Here is a 13,981-nt window from a genome sequence, read left to right on the forward strand (position 1 = left end):
GTCTATTTTACTGGATTCCCCCTGCTTCCTCTACTCTTGGTGGACTAACTTTTCAAATCCATGCCCCACTCTAGCGTAGAGATTCACTTGATCCATCCGCCTACTTTCCGTTTCAACATTCTCGCTCTCAGACGCAAAAACGCACATACTAGTCCCATTCGAACGTGTATGTGCGAGACGACGGAGCGGGTGAAGGGGCAATTCATCTCGCTCGTGTTAGGCAAGCTGCCGAAGATTTAAGTCATTTCTGCCAAAAGAGAACCGGCTGCCGATTATTGGCAGCCGGTTTTTTTTGCGTGTTAAGTTCGAGTAATCAAACTAACAGTTGGAGAGGTGCTCGACACGCGCTTACCGACGAATGAGATCTCTTCGGCATGTTCGTCTACGAGTTGGTCGACCTGCTTGATCAGCGTTAGCGAATGGATCATACCGCTAGCCGATACGTTGACCGTCGGCTTGGCAACCGCTTCGCCTTCTGCGGCGGCGACCGTCTGAGCGTTTTCGGCTCCGACCTCGACACCGACAGAGTTGCCGAGCACCGTCGTGACCGGCGCCGTGTCGATCTTCTTCGTCGACAGCGTAAAGCTGGCGTCTTCCGTCGGCAGCACGACCTGGACCTTACTAAGAGACGCTAACTTCCCTGCGGGCACGGTCACGGATGGAACGTCCGACTTGCCAAGCATCCAATGGCTGACGTTGTAGTCGACCTTGGACGTCGAGAACGTCGTGGGCATTCCGACGACGGTACCCTCGAGCTCGATTTTCACGTCGCCCTTGTCCGCGAAGCTGGCGGGAATCGTCAGTTTGAGCTCGTCGCCGAACTGCAAGCCGGTTTCCCCGGTCAACTTGTTGCCCATGATATTCTGCGTGAACTGTTCGACCCCATTTGAGAGGGTCGCCTTCCAGTTCCCGAGCAACTGGTCGCCGTTGTCGAGCGCGAAGGAGATCGGCAGCTCCTTCGTCTTAGGAGACGTCGTCGGAGATATCTTGGCCGGCGTTTTCGGCGCGGCCGGCGTCGATTTGGACGGCTGCGCGGCATTGCTCGGCGTTTTGGAGCTGCTGCCACCACCCGATGGCTTGTCCTGCGCTCCTGGTGCTGCGTCCGACGGAGAAGCGCCGTTCTTGCTGGAGTTTTGACCGCCGTTCATGTTCTTCACTTGACCCGAATACAGCTGGTTCAGCAGATCCTTCTTCTGATCGTCGCTGAGTTCCTTGGAACTGCGGATCTGGTTGGCCATGCTCGCGGTTTGCGTGCTCGGATTGCCCCCCAGCGCTTGCGACGCTAGCTTCGTCGCGTTGTTCGACAGCGTCTCCAGGTAGCTGCCGAGCTGCTCCATGCCTGACATATCGCGGAACGGTCCGAGCGCGCTCAGAATCGTCGCCGCCGAACCGAAGCCAGTCGGATCAGGCGCGGCTGTCGGCGTCTGCATGTTGATGATGGCGGCCGGGAACGCCGAAGGCGTCAATCCCTTGTTCTCCTCATGGCGAGAATCGGTGCTGACGGCAGCTATCGGCGGCGCGTTGTCCGGAATCGGCGACGTCTTCCAATCCCAGAATCGGTTCGGATCGATCAACTCCGAAGCGTTGCAATGACCCAGCTTCGCTTCGCCGAAAACGCCGCGCGTGGGGAATGTCAGCAACTGCTCGACGTAATCTCCAGAAGGGAATTGGCTAATGTCGATGTCCTTTCTAAGACCGAGAGCATCCTTCAATCGCCCTTCCAATCCTCCTGCGAGAGGCAGTACCAACCAGTTGTCTTGAACCATGACGGTTCGGTTATCCGCGATCGTGAACAGATTTTGCCCGTTTACCGTCCATCCGTCAAGCCGCCTCGCCCGGTCGGCCGGTTGCTCCTCGGCTAAGATGGCGTTCCAATAGTAGTTCTGGTGTTGGTTCAAATGGTTGACCAATCGGCCAAGTGCGAACAACTCTTCGTCCGACAGCAGATCATCGACGGAATCGACCGGCGGATCGAAGCCGTTTACGGGTAAGCTTGTTGAACCGTTGAACTTGATCGTATTCGGATTCGGCGCTCCGGAGAACATGACCCACTTGTCCAAGCCGCTCATCGTCGTCGCTCTCACCTCTTGGAGGATCCACGGCGAGCCGGTAGGATTCGCCTCGAATAAGTTGGTGTCTTGCTGGCCCTTCTGCTTGATCTCAATCGCCGATATATTTTTCCAACGAATCGGTTTGACCGGTATCAATTCCACAATAAATTCTTCGTTCGGCTTGATGCGGATTTCTTCCGTCAAGATCGGTTTATTTTTAATGAGCTCCGGATACGTTTCGTGGTTGAAAGGATCGACGTACGCGAACGCCAAGTCGGCCAATCGGCAAGCAACCGGGGTTCCTCCGGCTTTCGAAATCAAGCTGACCGCGACGTTCTCCGACGGACCTACCGCTCCGGTGTGGAATGTCAACGTCATCGTCCCGGCCAACCGATCGTCCAGCGGATCGCCCAATTGTTTTAGCTTCTTCTTGGCTCGTTCCAAGTTGGCGGATAGATAAGCCCGCTTCGATACGACGTCGAAGCCGCTTCTTACCTTCTCATCCAGCAGCGCGCGCTCTAGCGATTCCCGATTCATCTCGATGTTGATAAAGTCGAACAACTGAGCATCGTGTTGAATGAGGATGAGCGGTTTGCACGATACAGGCCGCGTGATCAGGCGTTGATGCTGAAGCACTTCGTAATAGAGCATCGTGAGCGCGTGGCTGTGGTTATAGTTGGCGATCGTACGGGTGCGAGCCTCGGCCTTTTCGTTCTGCTGGGTTTGAACGACAATCGTCGATTGCAGGTCCCGCAATGAAGTCGCGGATTGGCTGAACGCGTCGGCGAGCGTCTGTGTCGTATGGCCGGCAAGATCGCGAATGCCCGACGAGCTCGTTTCCGCTTCGCCGTAACCGCCCGCGATACCGGCGGCGAGACTGTACATTCCGGACGATCCGCCACCTCCCAGGCTGACCCCGATGCCGCCCATCGACGAACTGCCCGATTGGCTCTCCTTCACGATCATGTCCACCGTTTCGCCGACAGTACGGTCGCGCAGAGTGTCGTTGTTCAACTGGTCGCGTACGCTCGTGTTCTCGTCGCGCTTCCCGCTGTCTTGCCGAGCCCAATCGATGACGGCGATCTGCACCTTCTCGCCCGGCGCGAGCGGCAGGCTGTAGACGATCCGACCGAGCGAGTGACCAAGCGGCGTCCACTCCGTCTGGTATTCGATCTGGAAGCCGAGTAAGGCGGAGAAGGTCGGCTTCGCTTCACCGTGCCGAAGCAGCTGGTTCCTGGGATCCAAGATGTTATTATATCCTCTCGGCGGAGTGATATCGAACCCGACCGTCGTACGTACCGCCTGATGGAAGCGAATTAGCTGCGAAGACAGATTGGCGGGAAGCAGCGTCTCGCAGCCGTCCTCACCGATGAGTAGCGCTCCGGTCATCGAGAAGGAGCCCGGCGACTGCCGCCAATCCATCACGTCCGGCGTCTGCATCGACGGCATCGGAGGCCACGTGCCGCGCCCGTTCAGCATCGCCTCGTCCATTTCGATCTGGAGCACGATTAAATCCGGACCGACATCGCCTTCCTTCATCGCATCGAACGCGAACTTCGCGTCCTTGAACGGATGGACGAAGAGGTGCTTCACGACGAATTTCGGTCGGTTGACCTTATCCAGTTCAAAGCCCTGCTTTGTCAACGCTTGAACGAGCGTTTGCGCAATCCGCATATGCCGCAGCACCCACAAGTCGTAGGAGGCATATCCGATGTGGTCGGTTCCGACAACGCCAAGCGGGTATTCGAGAACAATCCTGGGATCGTTCCCCCCGAAAAACTGACGCACGCTTTCCTCGGAGACTCCGATCACAGCGACCGCGGACAACGGCATGCGGGTCACGGGAAGGCTGTCGACCATCGACCGGGCGAATATCGACAGCTTCTCGAACGGAATCTCGATATCGACCCCCAAATCGACCGGATCGGCGATATTCAGTTCCTGCAACGGCTTCGTGAGCTGTCTTGGCATGAACGTCTGTACGGCGGTGAACGAGGCATTACTTCTGAATGAAGACCGTAAATCTGGCAAAATCAATTCCCCCAATTCGGCATGATTCCAATTCGTTCCTCTTTTTCGCTCGATTCGAATCCTTCGTTGAAAGATACCCGCTACACGGCGTCCGCCCGGATGACGGCAGCCTGCTCGTCATCAACATGCTGTAGGTCGTCTGGGCGATTCGGCGGGTTCGGTTCGTCGCTCAGCCGCTTGCTGATGAGCCGATTGAAGAAGAGCAGCATCACGGAACCGCACGTATTGCTCGAGATTTCACCGGAAGGCAAGGTGAAACCGCGGCGGGCGCCTGGGTGCTGCTCTTCTTCGGCTCCAGTCTTGCGATCATGAAATTTCACGCCGACATCGACATGCCGGAGGTGCGGCGGCGCATTACCGAGCTGATCACCCGGAAGTCGGAAATTTGTTGTTCGTATGCTTCTTTTCCTTGAACATCTAATAACCTCCCAAAATAAATAGAATATACCTAATATTAACAAATAGTAGAGAATGAATTTGTCGTAAATCGTAAGTGAAAAGTGGGAATAAATGTCGAACATAAATACCGAAGAATCGCACATGATTCATTCACTGCAAGCTTTAGTTTGAGATTTGGTAAGATTCGCAAATCCAAATCAATTGCGGATGCGGGTTGGACGAGGATGTTGTAATCATAAAAAACCTAAATATCAAAAAAAGCCTTCAGAATGCTTTTCCTGAGGGCTCTTTTTTATGGATGCTTTCCGATTTGTACTTACAATATCACGCCAGTTTGTTCGTTTTTGATAGTGTTCTTTTCTTTGTTGTTTAGATCAGTGTTTAAGTTGTTAATGGGAACAAGGGCATGAAGTCGCGAGACCGTCTTGATGCGCTCGTATGGGCACTCACAGAACTTTTGTATACTATCATCCGAGTTGCGACTAAGTCTACGATGTCTCTATACTTTGCATCTTATTATTTAGCAGAGTTTCTTCTGTTTATCAGAAACAAGCTTATCTCTCTAGCCGGCTAGTACTCACCTATGAGCTTCCGCATGACCTCTCTTAGATCAGCTTGTCTTAATCGCTTGAAACGAATCGGGTTCACCCTCTGCTTAGAACACTCATCGCCATCTATAAATATTCTGTTGTATCGTTCAAATAGGACGTGGCGATTCTGCTTTGCAATCCCGTAGAGCTCCGCCTTCTTTAATGCCGCCCATCTCAGGAAATGATATCCGAAAAGCACATACCAGGATGCCACCATGAAGGAAAACACTACCGCGAATGATAACCGCTCCGTACTGCTTAATTCACCTTTACGGATGTTCTGGATTAGGAACATGACATTTGCCGCAAGAATTATCGTTGCGACGGCGTAGAGCGTCCACCCCAATGCTCGGGACGGAGGCTTAAACAGCGGCCGGCTCAAGAAATCTCATCTCCTCTTTGTTAAATCCAAGGTTAAGAGCCGCTAGCTTAAATGCATGCGGATCAACGTGATTCGCAAGAACCATCGATAACCTTTCACACTCTTCCCGGGCAGCCTTTCTTTCCTCCGGTTTCCCAAAATTCAGCTTAGCCAGAACCAAGCTCATTTTCGCTAGCAGAATTCCAGTTTCCATTTGATCGATATCTCTAAGCATGATAATTTCTCCTGTCTAGTTTGTATACTGTGCGAGTGAATATTCAAAAGAATGGAGACTGCTTCGCCAAATACGACTAAAGCCGGCAGGCATGGTCTAAGATCACCTTACGCAACGTCTTTCTTCATATTACATCCAACCGGTTTACTAGGCAAAAAATAGAAGTCCCTATTATCCACAAAGCAGAGCTTGTCTGATTTCTCTCAAGCGCTGGCATTGCTTCTAACCAAACTCGTAACATGCTGTTCAATCTTATATATTAGGGAGCGAATCAATGGAATTTTCTAACTGAGTAAAAATAAAAAGCCGATCCACAAATATCGGGCCCGACAACAAAGAAAGCATCTGTATCAATAAGGTATTTTCCAGCACCTCATATCCGCCGAATTCGAAGTACCTGCGGATGGTGGAGTATTATAAGCGACCAGCCGATCCGCGAAGCGTCGTACATGAAGAGATTCTTCATCCCAGTCTTTTGAATAGATATCGATCGTTCCTTTACTAATCGTCCCTTCTCCATACCAAGATAAAGAAAAAGAAGCCAGGAATGACTCCCAGCTTCTCATGCAATTGCTACTCCGTTCAACAATGAGTTAAACGAAACATTATCCGGAAGCGGCATCGCAGCTGGGCGATTAATTCGCTCGCTGACGATCTCCTCTATCATGCTTTCAATTTCTGCGGCTAGACCAATGCTTATCGTTGTGTTTCCACACATTGCGCAATTATGAGCCGGAAATTCCGTCACCTTAATTTCTTTCTCTTCATCCCCAATTCTGAAGAAACTGATCTGGTTGATCGAAAAAGACCGGTCGAATTGTCGCCAGTCACCGTGTCTGCTCTTTACCAAAGCATTCACGTTTTGCATCAAGATTTCTTGGAATTTATCCAGACGGTCTTGAGCATTACTCAAAAATTTCTCTTGGTTCTCGCGGTGGATCAACGCCTTATGAGCACATAATTCTGGACATGAACATGATATCCTCATCCCTTGAACACCTCCTTTTGGACGCAAAAAAGCCTACCTAAAGGAGCTTCATCTTCCTAAAAAAGGACAGACTTTGGCACCTATAGGTAGGCGATTGGCCAGTAATAGTCTAGCAACGGTACTCCCTAGGCCGCTTGGCGGGAGCAGAAAAGTGAGTAAAAGTATGCCTATATTTTATAGGTATCTTACAACTAATTAATAGAGTCAAAAAGCCAATATAATAGAAAAAACGGATCGCTCAGCGACCCGTTTCCCGCTTCTGTTGTTTGAAGTAAGTTCTATTTTCTTTCCAATTGTGCTCGAACACCTTCTTATACGCTCGAGCCTTCCTGTTATTCTTGATGAGGGAAATTAAAGTTTGTTAGTGGAACCACTGTATTTATGCGGCTTATTAGGGTTACTTATATGTAATAAAACATGGGGTAAGTTTGTTAGTGGAGAGAACTGAAACTGAAATCAGAATACAAATGAGGAAATTAAAGTTTGTTAGTAGTCAATGAACATGAGACCATAAACTGTAGCAAGACAACACAAGTAAAACTGCTGTCTTTCGGCCACTTAATATATTCGGGTCAACTGGGTCTATCCCCAATAAAAATAACATCATAAAGTTGTTATACTCAAAAATGGCGCGTCAAAAAAAAGAAAACCACACGGAGTTGTACACTCACATGTGGCCAATACCATTGTTCCATTTTTATTAATCACATAATCCTAATATGTCGGTAAATATTGCATCCTTTATAGTTAATCGTCGATTTACTTTTTCAAAATCTTCAAGCTGATTCCATTCGAAAACAGTATCATATAAGTCATATAATTGACTTAAACTAGTATAACCTGATTGAGATAATCTTTCCTTTACGACCTCGACCGCTTCCATTAACTCAAAAGTTTGTGGAGGCCCCCACAGACTTATCTCACCAACAAGGGATTCATGCTCTATTTCATATAGTAAATCAATATTGTAGAATGGAATGATCTTTGATAGTGTTATTTGAATTTCCTGCCTTAAAACGAATGATCCATTTATACATTCCTTTAATCGAAAATAGATATCAACAGAGGGCCAATTTCTATCCCTGACGTCCACTTCTATAACAGATTCTACACTCTCAAGACCTTCAGGTAAATTATACACCGATACACATTGTTTCTTATACCAATCATCGAGTTCTCTAGTTAGGTATAGTTTTTTAAGTACTAACCCATACTCAGGAAACTCATCAATAAATTTTTGTCCATGTAGCATTTAGTTTCCTCCTACTCATCAAATTTCCTACTTGAAATACCATCATTCAGTCTGACACCTGTAACAGGATCATATTCTCCTAAGTGATTTTTCCTCTTACTATCCCATTTTTCGAGTGTCCCACGCTTACTATCCCATTGCCAGTAATATCCATTTTCATCCACCCATGTGGCTCGACTGTTGTTCTTAACTTTCTTCATACCTTGGTCTGTCATCCAGTTGGTCAATTTCGTGAGTGTATTTTTGATAGCCCCTCTATCGGCCTTAACTATTTTATTTCTATCGTTATAGCGATCTTCATTTTTATAATAATTATATAACCCGCTGTCTTTATCCGCCATTAAAGCTGCATATGTTCCCTCACTCCCAGCAGCAACCATCACACCTCCGCTGACGAGAGCTAAAGCACATCCACCGCCGGCAGTAAACAGACACGATGCCATACCCCCACCTTCGCCAGCAATTGTTGCTGCCAATACATAAGCAGATACTGTAACCATGAAACTGTCGTAATAAAGTCTTCCAAGATAATAATCAGAATTATGGATGGTACCACCGACTTCTTCCATAACATAACTGTAACCACCGAAAGAAATGTTGTCGGCAAACCCACTAGCAAATCCTAAGACTTTGTGATACCATTTGTGCCCTGAGGGATCAGTGTAAACCAATGGATTATTCCCCACATACGTATACAAATTCATACTCAGCGGATTATCAATCTGCCCCTCATACGTATCCTCAGTAATAAATTGACCTAACTGGGGATTGTACCAACGGGCTCTTAAATATTGAAGATCGGATGTACTATCCCAGTACTCCCCACTATATCGGAATGGGTTTGTTATCTGTTCTACTGCTGTAAGTGGTTTTCCCCACGTATCATAGGTGTATTTGTTCAGCAAATTACCTACACTGTCCCTGAGCTCAATAATATCTCCGTGTCCGTTTGAGAGATAATAGCCTTTGGCAGCACTTCCCTTCTGAGTAGCGACTAACCCTAGACCACGTACGTACCGAGTACTACTCGTTACGATGCCATTCTGTACAGTAGCCTCTGCAATAACATTTGGACCATCATTGTAGTATCTTGTCGTAACTCCATTCTCCGTACGTTCATAGAGTTGCCCATCTCCATTATACGCATAATCGACGACGCCTTTTGTTGATGTGGACTTTTTCAATCGATTATATGAATCGTACTGATAACTTTTGTTAGTTAAATCCATGGCTAAAGTCGAGTCGCTAAAAACAGATTTTCTATTTCCACGTTTATCATACTCGTAGGTTGTACCTGAAGTAGTATCCGTCTTAATTCGATTAAGCGGATCATAGGTCAATACCTGAGTAGAGTTCGTAGGCGTGCTTCCGTCTTTTCCAAGTGCACTTATAATACGTTCAATATTGCCTTTTGCATCAAAGTCGTAGTCAAATGTATTAATTATCGTACCATCCGACTTTGATTGCGTTAGCGTATCTAACTGTAAACCTTTATACGTATAAACTGACTTAATATTATTTTTTAATGAGATTTGTTGAAGCAAGTCATTTTTATAATAGTTATACGTAGCCTCCTGATCTGTTGTGGTAGCACCTACACCTGTTAATCGATTCCGTTTATCATAGGTGTAAACGATTTTGTACCCAAACGGGTCCGTCATAGTATCTCGGAGTCCAAGATTATTATAGGTGTATTGTATATATTTCAAATCTGGATAGATCACCTGTAACAACTCACCTGTGGAAGGCTTATAATTATTCGTGGTCGTTCCTATTGAATCTAGCATCGTTTTTCTTCTGCCAGCCAAATCATAAGTGTACGACACAATTCCATCTGGTGAACTTACTGATTCTATGCGATTACGGTTATTATACACTTTTGTAAATACTTTTTTATTTCTATCTATATAACGCTCTTGATATTTACCAGCCAACTTCTCGTAATAGAACTTTTCATCATTTCCCGCCTCATCAAACTTCTGAATAGGACGGCCCAACTCATCGAATGAGGTGCTTTTACTTTTTAAATCTGGAAAAATAGTTTTTGTTAGTTGACCAGCCAAGGAGTACTCATATTGAGTCTTATTTAGGAATGGATCCTTTACAGCCAGCAATTGTCCTAACGCATTGTACTCGTAAATGCTGCTATTACTGCCATCTGACACATTTACCATATTCCCGGCATAATCATATTGATACGCACTTAATAATTGGTATTGACCGGCCCTCCACTCTTCGTTCGATACTACCCTACCTAAAATATCTAAAGAAGTCCTGGTTGTATAGGTTTCCGGGTCAATATTCGTAATTTGGCGGTTAATATCATCATATTGCGTTATATATGCAAAACCATCAGGCATTGTTCTGGTAGTCAGACGGCCCCAACTGTCATATAGGTAACTCGTCTCCTGCGTAGATAAACCTGCATCTCTAGACCACTTCAATCGACTGTATTTATCGTAGCTGTAGCTTTTTAAAACTCGATAGCTGCCATCCAAAACCGCTTCTTCAACCTTATGACCGATTGGATCCCAGTCAATTCGGTTCTTTACCCCTGTTTCATCTCGAATTTCCACTTGATTTAAAGTGTCATTGTAGGTCAACGACGAATAAGAAGCATCGCTATTGTTCGTAATAATAGTTAACCTTCCTAGCTTATCATAGGTATACGTGGTCTTTACCCCATTATCATCCGTTAGTGATTTTACTAGACCGGAGTCCGGATAGTATTCTAAGGTATTTACTACATCAGTTTTTATTAGATCCACATTGGCTACAGAAACGGTTTGTTTTGTTGCATATGCCCCATTATAAGTGGAGGCGTACTCGTTAACGTATGTGATGTCTCGATTCGTATCCTTAACCACAATATTCTGGGGGTTACCATGCGAATCAAAATTTTCGTATCTGGTCTGGCCAAGAATGACACCATTTGTGTTATCTTTCTTAACCGTTACACTTGTCAGACTTCCTTGTGAGTTATAGGTCAATGCTGTAAATTTACTAGTTGAATCGTTTACCTTTTCTGTCATATTACTTAGCAAATGAGAGGCAGCATCGTAATTATACGTTGTTAAGGTACCTTTGGGATTGATGGAAGTTAACACATGCCCATAATCGTCATAGGTAACGGTGGTTTCCTCCAGGGAAGAAGATGTACTTCCTTTCATTGAGGCTGAAGATGTTTTAAGGGGATTCGTAATTTTATTTACTTCATCATACTGAAAAATTGTATTTTTTTTCTCATCACCTGCCACAGCTGTAATCATGTTCAGATAGTAAACGGCTGGTTCAGTATCACTGATGAAATCTTTTTTATAATCATAGGTTGTCGTCTTGAGCCCATCGTTCGTGTTCACATAATAATGGGGAATATCTTGATTATAACTGCTAGCATAATCCGTATTTTGGCCGGATGTGTTCGTATACGTAAAGGCAACTGAATTATAGATGAGTCCAGCAGCATTATCTTTTCGTTCAGAAACCCGATAATTCTGATTGACTGCATTTGACCCAATCATCCGATTTACAGCAGATGTTTCATACGTAAAAGAAGTAGTTGCTCCTGTCGGATGGTAGATGTTGGTCAGTAATGCCACCTTTTGAACTTGGGAAGGTGTTGATGAGAATAAATCGAATTTACTATCCAAGTATGAATAGGAATAAGAAGTATTTCTGCCCATCACATCGGTTACAGAATCCAATATTTCTGTTTTAAGTGCTTGAAAAGGCGGCAAAGGGTTATATTGAATGTTGTCATGTTTGTAGTATGTAACCGTCTTGGTGCCTTGAGTTAACACAACAGATGTAGGGCTATAGACAATGCCAATAGAATTGCCTATTACATCGGTTATCGTTGTGAGAACTTTCCCATAGGTAGGATCGTCACTATACTTAAATTGAATGGTGTTATCATAAGCATCTGAAATTTGAATGAGGTATCCTTTACTCGTAAAGAAATAGTTCTTCTTCTCAAGAGTGCTTACAACCGTACTTGATTGTTCTCCATTGACAGTAATAGGAGGTGTATTGTAGCTCACTGTCAAATCTTTGAATGGATAACCTTTTAACGTTGTTCCAGATATTTCATAGCTCCCTCGGTCGCTAAGGTTTAAGTAAGATTTCCCTTCCTCAATTTTAATATTTGGTATATTCCAGGACCAACCTTTACCAATCGGAAACAGCCTTTCTTCGTAGGTTTTGTCTCTCGACTTGCTCCTCCAAGAAAGTGGTTTAATTGGGTTTGTATCTATATCGATCAAATTAGCATTCGAAACAGTTGCAACTTCAGTGACAGACCGAGTAGAAACGCCAAATTGATCCGGTGCTGACCAATTGGTAATGAAGGCTCGTTGCCCTCTATTTTGCTCAACATAACCAAGCCAACCACCGGCATCAATCCAGTTTAACATTGTAAAAGAATTTGTTACATGAGCGGCATCAATATAGAAACTGCCATTAACAATGGTTGTTGGATTCTGATAGATCTGTCCGCTTGAATCTTTTCTTTCCTCATATTGAGTCCCACTGAACGTAAGCTTACAGAAGCAATAGGGCAAGTATTCGTAGTCTTTCTTATAAAAATCTGAATTTGAGCTGTCATATACTCTCGATAACGAAAAAGATAACCCATTTCTTCCCGGTAAAGTAAGGTCTGTCGCCTGTACGTTTAAATTCCCAGTCATCGTAGAGACCGAATCTTGTTGGGTTTGTAATAAATAGGGTGCTTCTGCACTCTTCGCGCTTAGATGTGATAGGGCATTTAATATACTTGGATCAGGGGTGGGATTATCTGCTGCGATTACGGGATAGTTAGTTTCATCTTCAATCAAAGTAGAAGGACTTAGCGTAGGCTGTACATCTGAGATGTAGGCTTCTTCAACCAATGTAGGATTTAGGTTTGTTGAATGATCTACTTCATCACTTAGGTGAATTACTTTCCATGCATCGATTAAACCGCTTCCGTATTCTTTGGCAATACCTAACGGTAAAGTACCGCTAACAAGTCGGTTAATTATTTGATTACTTGTAAGCGAACTACTGTGTTCTATTAATAATGCAGCTACGCCGGCAACATGAGGAGCTGCCATAGACGTACCACTCTTAACAACATAAGAACCATCTAAGGACAGGCTGCTGATCGCTACGCCTGGTGCTACAATATCTATCTTACCGCGATTTGAAAAGTCTGCAATTTCATTATTGGAGTCTACGGCACCTACCGATACAACGGATGAAAACTGGGCGGGATAACCAACGGAATCTGATCCATTATTTCCTGCTGCAGCAATTAGGATAATATTCGCATTTGCTGCTAGATCGACAGCGTCCTGTAAGGCTCTAGAATAGTAGTTTCCGGTAAAGCTCATCGATACGATATCCATTTTTTGTTCTACTGCATATTCCAGAGCTTGTATCACATTGCTATACGTACCTAAACCTTGCTTGTCTAGTACTTTGAACGAAAATAAATCAACACCTGGAGCAACACCGACAATTCCATGATCATCACGCAAAGCAGCAACAATACCAGCAACATGTGTTCCGTGACCATTGAGATCATCATAAGTGGTTTCTGAACTAACAAAGCTCTTACCACCTTGAATTCGGAGTTCTGTGGATTCCGTATCAATACCAGTATCCAAAATCGCGACTTTTACTCCATGACCGGTTAGTCCATCATCTTGTGCAAAAGAAGCCTTGATTTGTGTAATGTTCACTGGTGTTTCTTCTTCGCTGCTTATTGCGATAGAATAATTCTCCTCCACATATTCGACATTGGTGTCAATAATTAAACTGTCAAATTCAGCCTTCGTTAATTCTGCATCCACAAGTTTATTTAGTTTCAGTTCTTTTTTAATTTTAAGTGTTTTATGTTTTTTCTTCCCTGCACCTGCATCTTTAAATTTTATAAGATATCCTTTATTTGAGGGGTTAAAACTTTTCTTCACACTGACCGAAGATTTATTATTGGCTGTTTTAACATCATTAGCATAGATTGTGATCGTATTGCTCCAAATCATAACTAGCATCATAAAGATACTAAGTAACCTCTTCATTCAATATTTCCTCCT

The 13,981-nt window shown here is 45.0% G+C and carries 7 protein-coding genes; all 7 read right to left on the reverse strand.

Annotated features, from left to right (window positions below; translation table 11 throughout):
- Positions 1–299: 299 nt before the first annotated feature.
- Entirely contained in the window at positions 300–4,082 is a 3,783-nt protein-coding gene (locus AC0YNS_RS26750; RefSeq protein ID WP_475783983.1) for a hypothetical protein, read from the reverse strand.
- 80 nt (positions 4,083–4,162) lie between these two features.
- Positions 4,163–4,624: a hypothetical protein gene (locus AC0YNS_RS26755; protein ID WP_475783984.1), complete on the reverse strand. Its 462-nt coding sequence runs from the start codon at positions 4,622–4,624 to the stop codon at positions 4,163–4,165.
- A gap of 427 nt (positions 4,625–5,051) precedes the next feature.
- Positions 5,052–5,453, reverse strand: coding sequence for a hypothetical protein (locus AC0YNS_RS26760; protein ID WP_475783985.1), 402 nt, complete (start codon positions 5,451–5,453; stop codon positions 5,052–5,054).
- Entirely contained in the window at positions 5,434–5,667 is a 234-nt protein-coding gene (locus tag AC0YNS_RS26765; protein WP_475783986.1) for a hypothetical protein, read from the reverse strand. Before AC0YNS_RS26765 ends, AC0YNS_RS26760 begins: the two co-directional genes overlap by 20 nt.
- Before the next feature lie 562 nt (positions 5,668–6,229).
- Complete coding sequence (locus tag AC0YNS_RS26770; protein WP_475783987.1) at positions 6,230–6,655, reverse strand: hypothetical protein; 426 nt, start codon at positions 6,653–6,655, stop codon at positions 6,230–6,232.
- Between the two features lie 700 nt (positions 6,656–7,355).
- Positions 7,356–7,907, reverse strand: a complete 552-nt coding sequence (locus tag AC0YNS_RS26775) for a hypothetical protein (RefSeq protein WP_475783988.1) — start codon at positions 7,905–7,907, stop codon at positions 7,356–7,358.
- Between the two features lie 11 nt (positions 7,908–7,918).
- Positions 7,919–13,966 carry a S8 family serine peptidase gene (locus AC0YNS_RS26780; protein ID WP_475783989.1) on the reverse strand — a complete coding sequence of 2,016 codons (6,048 nt, stop codon included), beginning with the start codon at positions 13,964–13,966 and terminating at the stop codon, positions 7,919–7,921.
- Positions 13,967–13,981: the final 15 nt, after the last annotated feature.

This window comes from Paenibacillus sp. J22FR21 (assembly GCF_056269135.1).

What these genes read in the sequence shown, in the direction of transcription:
- AC0YNS_RS26765 (WP_475783986.1), bottom strand. Translation starts at nt 5,667, where the DNA reads ATGCTTAGAGATATCGATCAAATGGAAACTGGAATTCTGCTAGCGAAA.
- AC0YNS_RS26775 (WP_475783988.1), bottom strand. Translation starts at nt 7,907, where the DNA reads ATGCTACATGGACAAAAATTTATTGATGAGTTTCCTGAGTATGGGTTA.
- AC0YNS_RS26755 (WP_475783984.1), bottom strand. Translation starts at nt 4,624, where the DNA reads ATGTGCGATTCTTCGGTATTTATGTTCGACATTTATTCCCACTTTTCA.
- AC0YNS_RS26780 (WP_475783989.1), bottom strand. Translation starts at nt 13,966, where the DNA reads ATGAAGAGGTTACTTAGTATCTTTATGATGCTAGTTATGATTTGGAGC.
- AC0YNS_RS26770 (WP_475783987.1), bottom strand. Translation starts at nt 6,655, where the DNA reads ATGAGGATATCATGTTCATGTCCAGAATTATGTGCTCATAAGGCGTTG.